Source organism: Paraburkholderia sartisoli, from assembly GCF_900107685.1.
Lineage (GTDB): Bacteria > Pseudomonadota > Gammaproteobacteria > Burkholderiales > Burkholderiaceae > Paraburkholderia > Paraburkholderia sartisoli.
On the sequence record NZ_FNRQ01000018.1, the window covers coordinates 1 to 19117 of the forward strand.

The window sequence follows — 19117 nt, forward strand, 5'->3', positions numbered from 1 at the left end:
GCCGACGCGCTGGACACGTACATCCCGACGCCGGAGCGCGCAGTGGATGGCGCGTTCCTGATGCCGGTGGAAGACGTGTTCTCGATCTCGGGTCGCGGCACGGTGGTGACGGGTCGCGTTGAGCGTGGCGTGGTGAAGGTCGGTGAGGAAATCGAAATCGTCGGTATCAAGCCGACGGTGAAGACGACGTGCACGGGCGTGGAAATGTTCCGCAAGCTGCTCGACCAGGGTCAGGCGGGCGACAACGTGGGTATCCTGCTGCGCGGCACGAAGCGTGAAGACGTGGAGCGTGGCCAGGTGCTGGCCAAGCCGGGTTCGATCAACCCGCACACGCACTTCACGGCTGAAGTGTACGTGCTGAGCAAGGACGAAGGTGGCCGTCATACGCCGTTCTTCAACAACTATCGTCCGCAGTTCTACTTCCGTACGACGGACGTGACGGGCTCGATCGAGTTGCCGAAGGACAAGGAAATGGTCATGCCGGGCGACAACGTGTCGATCACGGTGAAGCTGATCAACCCGATCGCGATGGAAGAAGGCCTGCGCTTCGCCATCCGTGAAGGTGGCCGTACCGTCGGCGCCGGTGTCGTTGCAAAGATCCTCGAGTAAGCCAGTTACTTCTCGCAGGTCTGATGTTTTCGGGGTTGGCGATGCCGTCAACCCCAAAATGGTTTTAGGGGTATAGCTCAACTGGCAGAGCGTCGGTCTCCAAAACCGAAGGTTGGGGGTTCGATTCCCTCTGCCCCTGCCAAATTCTCGCGTCGCTCGTGGCGCAGGTTAATAAGGTGTTATGGCGAATCCTTCCGTCGAAACTGTAAATACTTCTGGCGACAAGCTGATGTTGATCGCCGGCGTATTGCTGGTCTTGGCCGGGTTCGTGGGGTTCTTCTGGCTTGGCAGCCAGGAATGGTACATCCGCGGAGCGGCCCTCGCTGTTGGCGCTATCGCAGGTGTGGCAGTCGGTCTTGTCTCTGCCCCCGGTAAGGGTTTCATTGCCTTCGCCAAGGACTCGTACAAAGAAGTTCGCAAGGTTGTCTGGCCGACTCGTAAAGAGGCAACGCAGACGACTCTCGTAGTCTTCGGGTTTGTGCTCGTCATGGCGCTGTTTCTTTGGATTAGCGATAAATCCATTGAATGGGTGATTTTCTCGGTGATTCTGGGTTGGAAATGATATGAGCGATACGCCGGTATCCCCGAGTGGTAAACGTTGGTACGTCGTGCACGCCTACTCTGGCATGGAGAAGAGCGTGCAGCGTGCGCTTCAGGAACGCATCGACCGTGCCGGCATGCAGGACAAGTTTGGTCAGATCCTTGTCCCGACCGAAGAAGTCGTGGAAGTGAAGGGTGGCCACAAGTCTGTTACTGAGCGTCGTTTCTTCCCGGGCTACGTGCTCGTCGAAATGGAAATGACCGACGAAACATGGCACCTCGTAAAGAACACGGCGAAGGTTACCGGTTTTGTCGGCGGTGCGCGTAACCGCCCGAGCCCGATTTCCCCGCGGGAAGTCGAAAAGATCATGTCGCAGATGCAAGAGGGCGTGGAAAAGCCGCGCCCGAAGACCCTGTTCGAGGTGGGCGAGATGGTCCGCGTGAAGGACGGTCCGTTCACAGACTTCAACGGCAGCGTCGAAGAAGTGAACTACGAAAAGTCGCGCGTCCGTGTATCCGTCACGATCTTCGGACGGGCAACGCCGGTCGAGCTCGAATTCGGTCAGGTCGAAAAGCTGTAAATCAGATTCTGCGGCTCGTGCCAGCTGGTGCGAGTCGTATTTCGCGCTTACGGTCCGCGCAATGGCCGTTGAGGAGCGTCAGTAGCCTGATTTTCGGCGAAAGCGCGCTACTACTCACCTGAACGCTCATGCGTTCCAACGAGGTTTTCCAAATGGCAAAGAAAATCATCGGCTTTATCAAGCTGCAGATTCCTGCAGGTAAAGCCAACCCGTCGCCGCCGGTCGGTCCGGCACTGGGTCAGCGCGGTCTGAACATCATGGAGTTCTGCAAGGCGTTTAACGCGCAGACTCAAGCGATGGAACCGGGTCTGCCGATTCCAGTCGTGATCACCGCGTTCGCCGACAAGAGCTTCACGTTCGTTCTGAAGACGCCGCCGGCTACGGTTCTGATCAAGAAGGCAGCGAAGATCGACAAGGGTTCGGCCAAGCCGCATACCGATAAGGTCGGCAAGATCACACGCGCTCAAGCCGAAGACATCGCCAAGACCAAGATGCCTGACCTCACGGCGGCCGATCTTGACGCAGCGGTCCGTACGATCGCAGGTAGTGCCCGCTCGATGGGCATCACCGTGGAGGGCGTGTAAATGGCCAAGCTTTCGAAGCGTCTGCAAGCATTTGCAGCCAAGGTTGATCGTCAGAAGCTGTACGCGATCGATGAAGCCCTGTCGCTCGTGAAGGAATGCGCAAGCGCGAAGTTCGATGAGTCGATCGACGTCGCGGTGCAACTTGGCATCGATGCGAAGAAGTCGGACCAGGTCGTTCGCGGCTCGGTCGTTCTGCCTGCGGGTACGGGTAAGTCGGTTCGCGTCGCTGTGTTCGCGCAGGGCGAGAAAGCCGAACAGGCTCGTGCAGCCGGAGCGGAGATCGTTGGTATGGAAGATCTGGCAGAACAGGTCAAGGCCGGTAACCTGAACTTCGACATCGTGATCGCTTCGCCGGACACGATGCGTGTTGTCGGTACGCTGGGCCAGATCCTCGGTCCCCGCGGCCTGATGCCGAATCCGAAAGTCGGTACGGTCACGCCGGACGTGGCGACGGCCGTCAAGAACGCGAAGGCTGGTCAAGTCCAGTTCCGCGTCGACAAGGGCGGTATCATCCACGCGACGATCGGTCGTGCTTCGTTCGAGCAGACGGCTCTGCGTAGCAACCTGAATGCGTTGGTCGACGCACTGCAAAAGGCCAAGCCGGCCACGAGCAAGGGTGTCTATCTGCGTAAGGTCGCGCTGTCGAGCACGATGGGCGTGGGTGTCCGCGTCGATCAGGCAACGCTCGCAGCACAGTAAGGAATTCTTCCGCTGCGGCGCAAGCTGCAGCGGGTTTATGGGCTTTGGGCGGTCGTGAGATGGCAGTCTGCATCGAACGGCCGGTTATCAAAGACCGTTGGCGGGACCGCAGCAGGCAGGCGTTCCCTTAATGCAAAGCCAACGCAGATGGCGAACCCGAAATAGTTTTGTAGTGGTGATGCTGGTTGTCGTTCGCAGCGCTGTGAACACCCAACCGGCTGAAATACTCCTGACACGTCGGACGCCGTTGTTGAACGCGGTACACAAGGCAACCGCCACGTGTATCGAATCTGGAGGCTAACCGTGCCACTCAACAAAGAAAGTAAGCAGGCCGTCGTCGCTGAGGTTTCCGCGAAAGTCGCGAAAGCCCAGACCGTCGTTCTGGCTGAGTATCGTGGGATTGCGGTTGGCGATCTGACCAAGCTGCGCGCGAAAGCGCGCGAGCAACAGGTGTACCTGCGCGTGTTGAAGAACACGCTGGCGCGTCGCGCTGTCGAAGGTACCCCGTTCGCTCCGCTGGCAGAGCAGATGACTGGCCCGTTGATCTACGGCATCTCGGAAGATGCGATTGCTGCTGCGAAGGTCGTCAATGACTTCGCGAAAAGCAATGACAAGTTGATCATCAAGGCTGGTTCTTTTGACGGCAACGTGATGGACAAGGCTGGCGTGCAAGCGCTTGCCAACATTCCGAGCCGCGAAGAACTGCTCTCCAAGCTGCTCTACGTTATGCAAGCACCTGTTTCCGGCTTTGCGCGCGCCCTGGCCGCGCTGGCAGAAAAGAAACAAGGCGAAGCGGCTTAACGCATTTCAGTTGGGCGTAACTGATCGCTGGCTGTATCCGAATTCAATTTAGGAGTATTTCAAATGGCAATCGCAAAAGATGACATCCTCGAAGCCGTAAGCTTGATGTCGGTTCTGGAACTGAACGAACTGGTCAAGGCGTTCGAAGAGAAGTTTGGCGTGTCGGCAGCTGCTGTTGCAGTGGCAGGCCCGGCAGGCGGCGGCGCTGGTGCTGCAGCTGCTGAAGAGCAAACCGAATTCACGGTCAACCTGACGGAAGTCGGCGCGAACAAGGTTTCGGTCATTAAGGCTGTTCGCGAACTGACGGGTCTCGGCCTGAAGGAAGCGAAGGACCTGGTCGACGGTGCACCGAAGCCTGTTAAGGAATCGGTACCGAAGGCTGCTGCTGAAGAAGCCAAGAAGAAGCTGGAAGAAGCCGGCGCGAAGGCTGAAATCAAGTAAGTTTCAGTGCGCTGTGCGAAGGCTGGCGGTTTTCCACCGCCGGCCTTTTTGTGCTTTTTGGGGACAAAGTTCGTACCGGTCAATTTCGGTAAGAACGCGGCCCCAGAAGCCAAAGAAAATCGCCCTTCGGTAGCGTTGACCGGCGTTTTTCTTTGTCTTCTGAAGCGACTGCAGAAGGCAAGTTTGGTCGGGTAGCGGGCAACACAGGCATCCGCTGCCGTCAGCCAGCGGTTGGTAGCGGCCAACCACCAAGCTTTCAGGCTCGTTCAAGCCATCATCGGACGGCCATCGGGTCTCAGTCGGTGAACACTCGGGTTGTCTCATCAAGGTATCCTGCCTCGACAACAATGCCCGCCGTGATTCGGAGATCGTATGCAATATTCCTTCACCGAGAAGAAGCGTATTCGCAAGAGCTTTGCGAAGCGCCCCATCGTTCACCAGGTTCCTTTCCTGCTGGCTACCCAGCTTGAATCATTCAGCACGTTTCTGCAAGCTGACACGGCGTCGACGCAACGCAAACCGGAAGGTCTGCAAGCCGCGTTCACGTCGGTTTTCCCTATCGTTTCCCATAACGGTTTCGCTCGTCTGGAGTTCGTCAGCTACATGCTGTCGCCGCCGGCATTCAACATCAAGGAATGTCAGCAGCGCGGTTTGACGTACTGCTCGGCCCTGCGCGCGAAAGTGCGTCTCGTCCTGCACGACAAGGAATCGCCGAGCAAGCCGGTCGTCAAGGAAGTGAAGGAGCAGGAAGTCTACATGGGCGAAATTCCGCTCATGACGCCGACCGGTTCGTTCGTCATCAACGGCACGGAGCGCGTGATCGTTTCGCAGCTGCACCGTTCGCCGGGCGTGTTCTTCGAACACGACAAGGGCAAGACGCACAGCTCGGGCAAACTCCTGTTCTCGGCACGTATCATTCCTTACCGTGGTTCGTGGCTCGACTTCGAGTTCGACCCGAAGGACGTGCTGTATTTCCGCGTCGACCGCCGCCGCAAGATGCCGGTCACGATTCTGCTGAAGGCCATCGGCCTCACGCCGGAACAGATCCTCGCGAACTTCTTCGTGTTCGACAATTTCACGCTGATGCCGGAAGGCGCGCAGATGGAATTCGTGCCGGAGCGTCTGCGTGGTGAAGTCGCACGTTTCGATATCTCGGATCGTGATGGCAACGTGATCGTCCAGAAGGACAAGCGGATCAACGCCAAGCACATTCGCGACCTCGAAAACGCGAAGACGAAGTTCATCTCGGTTCCGGAAGACTATCTGCTCGGTCGCACGCTGGCGAAGAATGTCGTCGATGGCGAGACTGGCGAGGTCATCGCGAACGCGAATGACGAAATCACCGAGACCGTGCTTGAGAAGTTGCGTGAATCGAAGGTGAAGGACATCCAGACGCTCTATACGAACGATCTGGATCAAGGTCCGTACATCTCGTCGACGCTGCGTATCGACGAAACCGCCGACCGCATGGCAGCGCGCATTGCAATCTATCGCATGATGCGTCCGGGTGAACCGCCGACCGAAGAAGCAGTCGAGGCGCTGTTCAACCGTCTGTTCTACAGCGAAGACGCGTACGACCTCTCGAAGGTAGGTCGTATGAAGTTCAATCGCCGCGTGGGCCGCGATGAAATCATCGGACCGATGACGCTGCAGGACGACGACATCCTCGCGACGATCAAGATTCTCGTCGAGTTGCGTAACGGCAAGGGCGAAGTCGACGACATCGACCACTTGGGCAATCGCCGCGTGCGTTGCGTCGGTGAGCTGGCGGAAAACCAGTTCCGCGCGGGTCTCGTGCGTGTCGAGCGGGCGGTGAAGGAACGTCTGGGTCAGGCTGAAAGCGAAAACCTGATGCCGCACGACCTGATCAACTCGAAGCCGATTTCGTCGGCGATTCGCGAGTTCTTCGGTTCGTCGCAGCTGTCGAAGTTCATGGACCAGACCAACCCGCTGTCGGAAATCACCCACAAGCGCCGCGTTTCGGCACTGGGTCCGGGCGGTCTGACGCGCGAGCGCGCTGGCTTTGAAGTCCGCGACGTGCATCCGACCCACTATGGCCGCGTATGCCCGATTGAAACGCCGGAAGGTCCGAACATCGGCCTGATCAACTCGCTCGCACTGTATGCGCACCTGAACGAATACGGCTTCCTCGAAACGCCGTATCGCAAGGTCGTGGACAGCAAGGTGACGGATCAGATCGACTATCTGTCGGCGATCGAAGAAGGCCGTTATGTGATCGCCCAGGCGAACGCTGCCGTGGCCGAAGACGGCACGCTGACCGACGAACTGGTGTCGTCGCGTGAGGCGGGCGAAACGCTGATGGTCACGCCGGACCGCATCCAGTACATGGACGTGGCGCCGTCGCAGATCGTCTCGGTCGCAGCTTCGCTGATTCCGTTTCTCGAGCACGATGACGCGAACCGCGCATTGATGGGTTCGAACATGCAGCGTCAGGCTGTGCCGTGTCTGCGTCCTGAAAAGGCCGTAGTCGGTACGGGTATTGAACGCACGGTGGCAGTCGACTCGGGTACGACCGTTCAGGCATTCCGTGGCGGCGTGGTGGACTACGTCGACGCAGGCCGTATGGTGATCCGCGTGAACGACGATGAAGCCGCTGCTGGCGACGTCGGCGTGGACATCTACAACCTGATCAAGTACACGCGTTCGAACCAGAACACGAACATCAACCAGCGCCCGATCGTGAAGGTCGGCGACATCGTGTCGCGTGGCGACGTGCTGGCTGACGGTGCATCGACCGACCTCGGCGAACTGGCGCTTGGCCAGAACATGCTGGTCGCGTTCATGCCGTGGAACGGCTACAACTTCGAAGATTCGATCCTGATCTCGGAGAAGGTGGTTGCCGACGACCGTTACACGTCGATCCACATCGAAGAACTGAACGTCGTTGCTCGCGACACGAAGCTCGGACCGGAAGAAATCACGCGCGACATCTCGAACCTCGCTGAAGTGCAACTCGGCCGTCTCGACGAGTCGGGCATCGTCTACATCGGCGCGGAAGTCGAAGCTGGCGACGTGCTGGTCGGCAAGGTCACGCCGAAGGGCGAAACCCAGCTGACGCCGGAAGAAAAGCTGCTGCGCGCGATCTTCGGTGAAAAGGCTTCGGACGTGAAGGACACGTCGCTGCGCGTGCCGTCGGGCATGAGCGGCACGGTCATTGACGTGCAGGTGTTCACGCGTGAAGGCATCCAGCGCGACAAGCGTGCGCAACAGATCATCGACGATGAACTGAAGCGTTATCGCCTCGACCTGAATGACCAGCTGCGTATCGTGGAAGGCGATGCATTCCAGCGTCTCGCACGTATGCTGAATGGCAAGGTCGCGAACGGCGGTCCGAAGAAGCTCGCGAAGGGTACGAAGATCGACCAGGCTTACCTGGAAGATCTCGACCACTACCACTGGTTCGACATCCGCCTCGCGGACGAAGAAGCAGCGGCACAGCTCGAAGCGATCAAGGATTCGATCGAACAGAAGCGTCACCAGTTCGATCTGGCGTTCGAAGAAAAGCGCAAGAAGCTCACGCAAGGCGACGAACTGCCGCCGGGCGTGCTGAAGATGGTCAAGGTGTATCTGGCAGTCAAGCGCCGCCTGCAGCCGGGCGACAAGATGGCCGGTCGTCACGGTAACAAGGGTGTGGTGTCGAAGATCGTGCCGATCGAAGACATGCCGTACATGGCTGACGGCCGTCCGGCCGACGTCGTGCTGAATCCGCTCGGCGTGCCGTCGCGGATGAACGTGGGTCAGGTTCTCGAAGTGCATCTGGGTTGGGCCGCGAAGGGTCTCGGCTGGCGTATCGGCGAAATGCTGCAGCGTCAGGCGAAGATTGCCGAACTGCGCGAATTCCTGACCAAGATCTACAACGAGTCGGGCCGCGCTGAAGAGCTGGACACGTTCACGGACGACGAAATCGTCGAACTGGCGAAGAACCTGCGCGAAGGCGTGCCGTTCGCCACGCCGGTGTTCGACGGTGCGACGGAAGAAGAAATGTCGCGCGCGCTGGATCTGGCATTCCCGGACGACATCGCGAAGAACCTCGGCATGACGCCGTCGAAGAATCAGGTTCGTCTGTACGACGGCCGCACGGGCGAAATGTTCGAACGTACGGTGACGGTTGGCTACATGCATTACCTGAAACTGCACCATTTGGTCGACGACAAGATGCATGCACGTTCGACCGGTCCGTACTCGCTCGTCACGCAGCAGCCGCTGGGTGGTAAGGCGCAGTTCGGTGGCCAGCGTTTCGGTGAAATGGAAGTGTGGGCGCTCGAAGCGTACGGCGCATCGTACGTGCTGCAGGAAATGCTGACGGTGAAGTCGGATGACGTGGCAGGCCGGACCAAGGTGTACGAGAACCTGGTCAAGGGCGATCACGTGATCGATGCAGGCATGCCGGAATCCTTCAACGTGCTCGTGAAGGAAATCCGCTCGCTGGGTATCGACATCGACCTCGACCGCAACTAATCGGACTACGGAGAGAAAGCAATGAAAGCTCTGCTCGATCTATTCAAGCAAGTCCAACAGCCTGAAGTTTTTGACGCGATCAAGATCGGTCTGGCTTCGCCAGACAAGATCCGTTCGTGGTCGTTCGGTGAAGTCAAGAAGCCGGAAACCATCAACTACCGGACGTTCAAGCCGGAACGCGATGGTCTGTTCTGCGCGAAGATTTTCGGACCGATCAAAGACTACGAATGCCTTTGCGGCAAGTACAAGCGCCTGAAGCACCGCGGCGTGATCTGTGAAAAGTGCGGCGTTGAAGTCACGCTGGCGAAGGTGCGTCGCGAACGGATGGGCCACATCGAACTGGCCTCGCCGGTTGCGCACATCTGGTTCCTGAAGTCGCTGCCGTCGCGTCTGGGCATGGTGCTCGACATGACGCTGCGCGACATCGAACGCGTGCTGTACTTCGAAGCCTACGTGGTGATCGATCCGGGCATGACGCCGCTGAAAGCGCGGCAGATCATGACGGAAGAGGACTACTACAACAAGGTCGAAGAATACGGTGACGAATTCCGCGCCGAGATGGGCGCGGAAGGCGTGCGCGAACTGCTGCGCGCGATCAACATCGACGAACAGGTCGAAATGCTGCGCACCGAACTCAAGAACACGGGTTCGGAAGCGAAGATCAAGAAGTACGCGAAGCGCCTGAAAGTGCTCGAGGCTTTCCAGCGTTCGGGCATCAAGCCCGACTGGATGGTGCTCGAAGTGCTGCCGGTGCTGCCGCCGGAACTGCGTCCGCTCGTGCCGCTGGATGGCGGCCGTTTCGCGACGTCGGACCTGAACGACCTGTATCGCCGCGTGATCAACCGTAACAACCGGTTGAAGCGTCTGCTCGAACTGAAGGCGCCTGAAATCATCGTCCGCAACGAAAAGCGGATGCTGCAGGAAGCCGTCGATTCGCTGCTCGACAACGGTCGTCGCGGTAAGGCGATGACCGGCGCGAACAAGCGTCCGCTGAAGTCGCTCGCTGACATGATCAAGGGTAAGGGCGGTCGTTTCCGTCAGAACTTGCTCGGTAAGCGCGTTGACTACTCGGGTCGTTCGGTGATCGTGGTCGGTCCGACGCTCAAGCTGCATCAGTGCGGTCTGCCGAAGCTGATGGCGCTCGAACTGTTCAAGCCGTTCATCTTCAACAAGCTCGAAGTGATGGGTGTTGCTACCACCATCAAGGCTGCGAAGAAGGAAGTCGAGAACCAGACAGCCGTGGTGTGGGACATCCTCGAAGAGGTGATCCGCGAGCATCCGGTCATGCTGAACCGTGCGCCTACGCTGCACCGTCTTGGCATTCAGGCTTTCGAGCCGGTGCTGATCGAAGGTAAGGCAATCCAGCTGCACCCGCTCGTTTGTGCGGCGTTCAACGCCGACTTCGACGGTGACCAGATGGCTGTGCACGTGCCGCTGTCGCTCGAAGCGCAGATGGAAGCGCGTACGCTGATGCTGGCGTCGAACAACGTCCTGTTCCCGGCCAACGGCGATCCGTCGATCGTGCCGTCGCAGGATATCGTGCTCGGCCTGTATTACGCGACCCGTGAAGCCGTGAACGCCAGGGGCGAAGGCCTGACGTTCACCGGCGTGTCGGAAGCGCTGCGTGCATACGAGAACAAGGAAGTCGAGCTGGCCTCGCGCGTCAACGTGCGGATCACGGAAATGGTCCACAACGAAGACACGTCCGAAGGTGCGCCGAAGTTCGTGCCGAAGATCACGCTGTATCCGACCACCGTCGGCCGCGCGATCCTCTCCGAAATTCTGCCGCCGGGCCTGCCGTTCACGGTGCTGAACAAGCCGCTGAAGAAGAAGGAAATCTCGCGCCTCATCAACACGGCATTCCGCAAGTGCGGTCTGCGCGAAACGGTGATTTTCGCCGACCAGTTGATGCAGTCGGGTTTCCGTCTGGCAACGCGCGCGGGTATTTCGATCTGCGTCGACGACATGCTCGTGCCGCCGCAGAAGGAAACCATCGTCGGCGACGCCGCGAAGAAGGTGAAGGAATACGACCGTCAGTACATGTCGGGTCTTGTCACCGCGCAGGAACGCTATAACAACGTGGTCGACATCTGGTCGGCAACGTCGGAAGCGGTCGGCAAGGCGATGATGGAGCAACTGTCGACGGAACCAGTCACGGATCGCGACGGCAAGGAAACGCGCCAGGAATCGTTCAACTCGATCTACATGATGGCCGACTCGGGCGCGCGCGGTTCCGCGGTGCAGATTCGTCAGCTGGCCGGTATGCGTGGCCTGATGGCGAAGCCGGACGGCTCGATCATCGAGACGCCGATTACGGCGAACTTCCGCGAAGGCCTGAATGTGTTGCAGTACTTCATCTCGACCCACGGTGCGCGTAAGGGTCTGGCTGATACGGCACTGAAAACGGCGAACTCGGGTTACCTGACGCGTCGTCTCGTCGACGTGACGCAGGATCTGGTCGTGGTCGAAGACGATTGCGGTACGTCGAACGGCGTGGCAATGAAGGCGCTGGTTGAAGGCGGTGAAGTCGTCGAGGCGCTGCGTGACCGTATCCTCGGTCGCGTTGCGGTGGCGGACGTCGTCAATCCGGAAACGCAGGAAACGCTGTACGAATCGGGCACGCTGCTCGACGAAGACGCAGTGGAAGAAATCGAGCGCCTCGGCATCGACGAAGTGCGCGTGCGCACGCCGCTCACCTGCGAAACGCGTTACGGCCTGTGCGCAGCCTGCTACGGCCGCGACCTGGGCCGTGGTTCGTCGGTGAACGTCGGTGAAGCAGTGGGCGTGATCGCTGCACAGTCGATCGGTGAGCCGGGCACTCAGCTGACCATGCGTACGTTCCACATCGGCGGTGCGGCATCGCGCGCGGCGGTGGCCTCGTCGGTTGAAGCGAAGTCGAACGGCACGGTGCGCTTCACGGCGACGATGCGTTACGTCACCAACGCGAAGGGCGAACAGATCGTCATCTCGCGTTCGGGCGAAGCGATGATCACTGACGACCATGGTCGTGAGCGTGAACGTCACAAGGTGCCGTACGGCGCGACGCTGTTGCAGCTCGACGGCGCGCAGATCAAGGCAGGCACGCAGCTGGCCACGTGGGATCCGCTGACGCGTCCGATCATCACCGAGTGGGGCGGTACGGTGAAGTTCGAAAACGTCGAGGAAGGCGTGACGGTCGCCAAGCAGATCGACGATGTGACCGGTCTTTCGACCCTGGTCGTGATCGACGTGAAGCGCCGCGGTTCGCAGGCAGCAAAGAGCGTGCGTCCGCAGGTGAAACTGCTCGACGCAAGCGGCGAGGAAGTGAAGATCCCCAACACCGAGCATTCGGTGCAGATCGGCTTCCAGGTCGGCGCGCTGATTACCGTGAAGGATGGTCAGCAGGTGCAGGTCGGTGAAGTGCTCGCACGGATCCCGGTTGAATCGCAGAAAACTCGCGACATTACCGGTGGTCTGCCGCGTGTGGCCGAACTGTTCGAAGCGCGCTCGCCGAAGGACGCCGGCATTCTGGCGGAAGTCACCGGCACGACGTCGTTCGGTAAGGACACGAAGGGCAAGCAACGTCTCGTTATCACGGACCTCGAGGGCAACCAGCACGAGTTCCTGATCGCGAAGGAAAAGCAGGTTCTGGTGCATGATGGTCAGGTCGTCAACAAGGGCGAAATGATCGTCGACGGGCCGGCGGATCCGCACGACATCCTGCGTCTGCAGGGTATCGAGGCGCTGTCGCGTTACATCGTGGACGAAGTGCAGGACGTGTACCGTCTGCAGGGCGTGAAGATCAACGACAAGCACATTGAAGTGATTGTTCGTCAGATGCTGCGTCGTGTGCAGATTTCGGACAACGGCGATACGCGTTTCATCCCGGGCGAACAGGTCGAGCGGTCGGATATGCTCGACGAAAACGACCGCATGATCGCGGAAGACAAGCGTCCGGCAACGTACGAAAACGTGCTGCTCGGTATCACGAAGGCGTCGCTGTCGACCGATTCGTTCATCTCCGCGGCGTCGTTCCAGGAAACGACTCGCGTGCTGACCGAAGCGGCGATCATGGGCAAGCGCGACGATCTGCGCGGGCTGAAGGAAAACGTGATCGTCGGTCGTCTGATTCCGGCCGGTACGGGTCTCGCGTTCCACAAGGCACGCAAGAGCAAGGAACTGTCCGACCGCGAGCGTTTCGACCAGATCGCAGCGGAAGAGTCGTTCGAATTCGGTACGCCGGAAACGCCGGCAGCCGAACAGCAGCACTTGGGCGAGTAAGTTCAGCGCGGCGCAAGCCGCCTGGCCTGCCAGCCTGCAAAGCCGTCCAGTTTCGACTGGGCGGCTTTTTTTTCGCACGTGCCCCGGGCTCTTTTACTGGCCAATTGGCTAATGTTGGCAGAAGAGGCGGGCGCAAGCCGAATGCGTTGGTAAAATTCGTGTGCCCGGCATCGCGCTGCTTCCTTTCCTGTCCCTGTCCTGTTAAATGTCCCGATCGCTCGAAATTCTCAACGAAGTTTTTGGTTATCCCGCGTTTCGCGGGCAACAGGGCGAGATTGTCGAACACGTTGCCGCGGGCGGCGATTCGCTGGTGCTGATGCCAACGGGCGGCGGCAAGTCGTTGTGTTACCAGATTCCCTCGCTGGTCCGCCGGGAGGCAGGTTTTGGTGCCGGCATCGTTGTGTCGCCGCTGATCGCGCTCATGCAGGACCAGGTTGCGGCACTAAAGGAAGTTGGCGTTCGCGCGGCGTATCTGAATTCCACGCTGTCCGGCGCCGAAGCGGCTGCGACCGAGCGCGCGCTGCGTGACGGCGAGATCGATCTTCTCTACGTCGCGCCGGAACGGCTGATGACACCCCGGTTTCTCGAGTTGCTCGAGCGTTCGCGCATTGGCCTTTTCGCCATCGACGAAGCGCATTGCGTGTCGCAATGGGGTCACGATTTCCGGCCGGAATACATTCAGTTGTCGGTGTTGCACGAGCGTTTCCCGACGGTGCCGCGCATTGCGCTTACGGCGACCGCGGACGCAATCACGCGTGACGAAATTGTCCACAATCTCGCGCTTGGCGATGCGCGCATTTTTGTGTCGAGTTTCGACCGTCCGAATATCCGCTATCGCATCGCCGAAAAGGACAATGCGCGGGCGCAATTGCTGGACTTCATCCGCGCCGAACATTCGAGAGCCGATGGCACGACCGACGCAGGCGTTGTGTATTGCCTGTCGCGCCGCAAGGTCGAAGAAACCGCTGAATGGCTCAAGGGCCAGGGTGTGCGTGCGCTGCCATATCACGCGGGGATGGAATTCGAGATCCGCCAGAAACACCAGGAAATGTTCCAGCGCGAGGAAGGTATCGTGATGTGCGCGACCATCGCTTTCGGCATGGGCATCGACAAGCCGGACGTGCGCTTCGTCGCCCACATGGATCTGCCTAAAAGCGTCGAGGGCTACTATCAGGAAACGGGTCGCGCGGGTCGCGATGGCATGCCTGCGAATGCCTGGATGGCGTACGGCCTCGGGGACGTCGTTCAGCAACGCAAGATGATCGACGAATCGGACGCGGACGAAGCGCACAAGCGCGTTCAGACCGGCAAGCTCGATGCGTTGCTGGGGCTTTGCGAGACGGCGTCATGCCGGCGCGTGCGGCTGCTCGCGTACTTCGGCGAATCCAGCCAGCCGTGTGGCAACTGCGACACCTGCATCGACCCCCCGGCGTCGTGGGATGCGACGCGTGAGGCGCAAATGGCGCTTTCGTGCGTGTTCCGGGCGCACCGCGCGAGCGGTTTTCATTTCGGCGCGGGCCATCTCATCGACATTCTGCGCGGCAACCGCAGTGAAAAGATCCTGCAGCGTGGCCACGAGCAGTTGAGCACGTTCGGTATCGGCGCGGCGCTGTCAGAACCGGAGTGGCGGGCCATCTTCCGGCAACTCGTCGCCTTTGGCTTCCTGACGGTGGACCATCAGGGTTACGGGTCGCTTGTTCTCACCGAAGCGAGCAAAGCGGTGCTGAAGGGCGACCAGCAGGTTACCCTGCGTCGTTACGTCAAGCCGACGCGCACGCGTCAATCGTCGGGGCGCACAAGCGAGCGTGCCGATCCGACGCTTGGCATGGGGCCGCGGGAGCGTGCCCGCTGGGAGCGTCTGCGCACGTGGCGTACCGAGACGGCGCGTAGCGACGGTGTGCCCGCTTACGTCATTTTCCACGATGCCACGCTCGCGGAAATTGCCCGCAGCCGCCCGGACACGATCGAAGATCTGCGTCACATTCCAGGCATGGGCGTACGCAAACTCGACCGCTTCGGCGAAGAACTGCTCGAAGTAGTCGCGGCCGACTGACGCCTTGCGTTGCAGACGCGGCGCGAATCCGCGCAAGCTGTTGACTCCCTTAGCATTTTCGGAATATTATGCTAGGTTCCGGTTCTTGGAATGCCCATGTGCGAAGTCGATTCGCGTTGTGCGCAAGAGGATCGGAGTTCGATTCGCAATCGTTTCTGCTTTGCCCGGAAATAATTGCGTCGATTTTGTTCAATTTCAGGAATAAACAATGCCAACCATCAATCAACTGGTTCGCAAAGGCCGCGCTTCGGAAACTGTGAAGAGCAAGAGCCCGGCCTTGCAGGACTGCCCCCAGCGTCGCGGCGTATGCACCCGTGTGTACACCACGACGCCGAAGAAGCCGAACTCGGCACTTCGTAAGGTCGCCAAGGTGCGTCTGACGAATGGCTTCGAAGTCATTTCGTACATCGGTGGTGAAGGCCACAACCTGCAGGAACACTCGGTCGTGCTGATTCGCGGTGGCCGTGTGAAGGACTTGCCGGGTGTGCGTTACCACATGGTTCGCGGCTCGCTGGATACCCAGGGCGTCAAGGATCGTAAGCAGGCTCGTTCGAAGTACGGTGCGAAGCGTGCCAAGGCTGGCAAGTAATTAGCCGGCAAGTCGTTTCAGGTCGCCTGAATGTGGGCGGTAATAGCGGTGGTGCCGGATTCGCCGGTGCTGTCGAGTAAGTGGTCACCCGACCGGGCTGGTAAGTCGCTAGAGATGAATCGGGTTAGTTGGTGGCCGCGGGGCTCAGCAGGGCTCCAACTGAAAAAGTAAAGGAAGAAACATGCCGCGTCGTCGCGAAGTCCCCAAGCGGGAAGTGTTGCCGGATCCGAAGTTCGGTAACGTAGATGTAGCCAAGTTCATGAACGTGCTGATGCTGTCTGGCAAGAAGTCGGTTGCCGAGCGCATCGTGTACGGCGCTTTTGAACAGATCCAGACCAAGGGTGGCAAGGACCCGCTGGAAGTGTTCACGGTGGCGCTCAACAACGTGAAGCCGGTGGTCGAAGTGAAGAGCCGTCGCGTTGGTGGTGCGAACTATCAGGTTCCGGTCGAAGTGCGTCCGTCGCGTCGTATGGCATTGGCGATGCGTTGGCTGCGTGAGGCTGCGAAAAAGCGCAGCGAGAAGTCGATGGCCCTGCGTCTGGCAGGTGAGCTTTCCGAAGCGGCTGAAGGCCGTGGCGGCGCGATGAAGAAGCGCGATGAAGTTCACCGGATGGCAGAAGCCAACAAGGCGTTCTCGCATTTCCGTTTCTAAGCTTCCCGACCCAGGGTTAGCAGGAAAAGCGGAAAGAAATTCCGGGCGGGTGCGCTTACAAAGCGCCTCGCCCGTTTGTGTTACAGCGCGATGGGTATTTTCTCGCATCGCGTTATCCCAATAGAGGATCAAAGTGGCTCGCAAGACACCTATCGAGCGCTACCGCAACATCGGTATTAGCGCTCACATCGACGCCGGCAAAACGACGACGACCGAGCGCATCCTGTTCTACACCGGCGTGAACCACAAGATTGGTGAAGTGCATGACGGCGCAGCAACCATGGACTGGATGGAGCAGGAGCAGGAACGCGGCATCACGATTACGTCGGCTGCCACCACTGCCTTCTGGAAGGGCATGGCAGGCGACCGCGCCGAGCACCGCATCAACATCATCGACACCCCGGGACACGTTGACTTCACGATTGAAGTTGAGCGCTCGATGCGCGTGCTCGACGGTGCGTGCATGGTTTACTGCGCTGTGGGCGGCGTCCAGCCCCAGTCGGAAACGGTGTGGCGCCAGGCTAACAAGTACAAGGTTCCCCGTCTCGCGTTCATCAACAAGATGGACCGTACCGGCGCGAACTTCTTCAAGGTCTATGACCAGCTCAAGCTGCGTCTGAAGGCGAATCCGGTTCCGGTCGTGGTACCTATCGGTGCTGAAGAAACGTTCACGGGCGTCGTCGATCTGCTGAAGATGAAAGCGATCATTTGGGATGACGCGTCCCAAGGCACCAAGTTCTCGTACGAAGAAATCCCGGCTGAACTCGTCGACACGTGCAATGAATGGCGCGAGAAGATGGTCGAAGCCGCGGCCGAGTCGAACGAAGACCTGATGAACAAGTACCTCGAGTCGGGCGAGCTGACCGAAGCGGAAATCATCAAGGGTCTGCGCGACCGTACGATCGCTTGCGAAATCCAGCCGATGCTGTGCGGTACCGCGTTCAAGAACAAGGGCGTGCAACGGATGCTGGACGCCGTGCTCGACTTCCTGCCGTCGCCGATCGACATTCCGCCGGTTACGGGCGAACTCGAAAACGGTGAAAAGGCTGAGCGTCGCGCCGCTGACGACGAGAAGTTCTCGTCCCTCGCATTCAAGATCATGACCGACCCGTTTGTCGGCCAGTTGATCTTCTTCCGCGTGTACTCGGGCACGACGAAGTCGGGCGACACGCTGCTGAACGCGACCAAGGACAAGAAGGAACGTCTCGGTCGTATTCTGCTGATGCACGCAAACCAGCGTGAAGAAATCAAGGAAGTGCATGCGGGCGACATCGCCGCTGCTGTTGGCCTGAAAGACGCGACCACGGGCGACACGCTGTGCGATCCGCTGCACCCGATCGTGCTGGAACGCATGATTTTCCCGGAGCCGGTGATTTCGCAGGCTGTTGAACCGAAGACGAAGCCGGACCAGGAAAAGATGGGTCTTGCCCTGAACCGTCTGGCCCAGGAAGATCCGTCGTTCCGCGTTCAAACGGACGAAGAATCGGGTCAAACCATTATTTCGGGCATGGGCGAGCTCCACCTGGAAATTCTGGTTGACCGGATGAAGCGTGAGTTCGGCGTCGAAGCAACGGTTGGCAAGCCGCAGGTGGCTTACCGCGAAACGATTCGCGGCAAGGCGGAAGATGTCGACGGCAAGTTCGTCAAGCAGTCGGGTGGTCGCGGCCAGTACGGTCACGCGGTCATTACGCTCGAGCCGAACGAGCAAGGCAAGGGTTACGAGTTCCTGGACGAAATCAAGGGCGGCGTGATTCCGCGTGAATACATCCCGGCAGTCGACAAGGGTATCCAGGAAACGCTGAAGGCAGGCGTGCTGGCGGGCTTCCCGGTCGTTGACGTGAAGGTTCACCTGACGTTCGGTTCGTACCACGACGTTGACTCGAACGAAAATGCGTTCCGCATGGCTGGTTCGATGGCGTTCAAGGAAGCAATGCGCAAGGCTCAACCGGTCATCCTCGAACCGATGATGGCTGTGGAAGTCGAAACGCCTGAAGATTACATGGGCAACGTGATGGGCGATCTGTCGGGTCGTCGCGGCATCGTTCAGGGCATGGACGACATGGTTGGCGGCGGCAAGATTGTTCGCGCCGAAGTGCCGCTGTCGGAAATGTTCGGCTACTCGACGTCGTTGCGTTCGCTGACCCAGGGGCGTGCAACGTACACGATGGAGTTCAAGCACTACTCGGAAGCACCGCGCAACGTGTCTGAAGCGATCATCAACGCGAAGTCGAAGTAATCGCGCGGCAAGTCATTCAACGATCAACTTTTTTGAAAGAAGAGAAACATGGCTAAAGGTAAATTCGAACGGACCAAGCCGCACGTGAACGTCGGCACGATCGGTCACGTTGATCACGGCAAGACCACGCTGACGGCAGCGATCACGACGGTGCTGACCAAGAAGTTTGGCGGCGAAGCGAAGGCGTACGACCAGATCGACGCGGCGCCGGAAGAAAAGGCGCGTGGCATCACGATCAACACGGCGCACGTCGAGTACGAAACGGCGAACCGCCACTACGCGCACGTCGACTGCCCGGGCCACGCCGACTATGTGAAGAACATGATCACGGGCGCAGCACAGATGGACGGCGCGATCCTGGTGTGCTCGGCCGCGGACGGCCCGATGCCGCAAACGCGTGAGCACATCCTGCTGGCGCGTCAGGTCGGTGTGCCGTACATCATCGTGTTCCTGAACAAGTGCGACATGGTGGACGACGCCGAGCTGCTGGAGCTCGTCGAGATGGAAGTGCGCGAGCTTCTGTCGAAGTACGACTTCCCGGGCGACGACACGCCGATCATCAAGGGTTCGGCCAAGCTGGCGCTGGAAGGCGA

14 protein-coding genes and 1 tRNA gene are annotated in these 19117 nt (G+C 59.5%); all 15 read left to right on the forward strand.

Annotated elements, in window-relative coordinates; genetic code table 11:
- The coding region (locus tag BLV45_RS26730) for an EF-Tu C-terminal domain-related protein (protein ID WP_245753512.1) at positions 1–609 on the forward strand (609 nt) is incomplete at its 5' end.
- Between the two features lie 66 nt (positions 610–675).
- Positions 676–751 (forward strand) — tRNA-Trp (locus BLV45_RS26735).
- Between the two features lie 39 nt (positions 752–790).
- Entirely contained in the window at positions 791–1171 is a 381-nt protein-coding gene (gene secE / locus BLV45_RS26740) for a preprotein translocase subunit SecE (protein WP_090538349.1), read from the forward strand.
- 1 nt (position 1172) lies between these two features.
- Positions 1173–1730 (forward strand): transcription termination/antitermination protein NusG, encoded by a 558-nt coding sequence (nusG, locus tag BLV45_RS26745; protein ID WP_090538351.1) that lies wholly within the window; start codon positions 1173–1175, stop codon positions 1728–1730.
- 152 nt (positions 1731–1882) lie between these two features.
- Positions 1883–2314, forward strand: coding sequence for a 50S ribosomal protein L11 (gene rplK / locus BLV45_RS26750; RefSeq protein ID WP_025496715.1), 432 nt, complete (start codon positions 1883–1885; stop codon positions 2312–2314).
- Positions 2315–3013 (forward strand): 50S ribosomal protein L1, encoded by a 699-nt coding sequence (gene rplA, locus BLV45_RS26755; RefSeq protein WP_090538352.1) that lies wholly within the window; start codon positions 2315–2317, stop codon positions 3011–3013.
- A gap of 303 nt (positions 3014–3316) precedes the next feature.
- Entirely contained in the window at positions 3317–3814 is a 498-nt protein-coding gene (gene rplJ / locus BLV45_RS26760) for a 50S ribosomal protein L10 (RefSeq protein ID WP_090538354.1), read from the forward strand.
- 63 nt (positions 3815–3877) lie between these two features.
- Entirely contained in the window at positions 3878–4255 is a 378-nt protein-coding gene (gene rplL / locus BLV45_RS26765) for a 50S ribosomal protein L7/L12 (RefSeq protein ID WP_090538357.1), read from the forward strand.
- A 372-nt stretch (positions 4256–4627) separates the two neighbouring features.
- Positions 4628–8734: a DNA-directed RNA polymerase subunit beta gene (gene rpoB, locus BLV45_RS26770; protein WP_090538359.1), complete on the forward strand. Its 4107-nt coding sequence runs from the start codon at positions 4628–4630 to the stop codon at positions 8732–8734.
- 21 nt (positions 8735–8755) lie between these two features.
- A complete protein-coding gene (gene rpoC, locus BLV45_RS26775) occupies positions 8756–12994 on the forward strand; it encodes a DNA-directed RNA polymerase subunit beta' (RefSeq protein WP_090538363.1) in 4239 nt (1412 codons plus the stop codon).
- A 205-nt stretch (positions 12995–13199) separates the two neighbouring features.
- Positions 13200–15047, forward strand: coding sequence for a DNA helicase RecQ (gene recQ, locus BLV45_RS26780; RefSeq protein ID WP_090538365.1), 1848 nt, complete (start codon positions 13200–13202; stop codon positions 15045–15047).
- Between the two features lie 208 nt (positions 15048–15255).
- On the forward strand, positions 15256–15636 hold the full coding sequence (gene rpsL / locus BLV45_RS26785; RefSeq protein WP_035935550.1) for a 30S ribosomal protein S12: 381 nt from the start codon (positions 15256–15258) through the stop codon (positions 15634–15636).
- Between the two features lie 181 nt (positions 15637–15817).
- A complete protein-coding gene (gene rpsG, locus BLV45_RS26790; protein WP_006053291.1) occupies positions 15818–16288 on the forward strand; it encodes a 30S ribosomal protein S7 in 471 nt (156 codons plus the stop codon).
- A 133-nt stretch (positions 16289–16421) separates the two neighbouring features.
- Positions 16422–18524, forward strand: coding sequence for an elongation factor G (gene fusA / locus BLV45_RS26795; RefSeq protein WP_090538367.1), 2103 nt, complete (start codon positions 16422–16424; stop codon positions 18522–18524).
- A 48-nt stretch (positions 18525–18572) separates the two neighbouring features.
- A partial coding sequence (locus BLV45_RS26800; protein ID WP_143130489.1) for a GTP-binding protein occupies positions 18573–19117 on the forward strand: 545 nt, incomplete at its 3' end.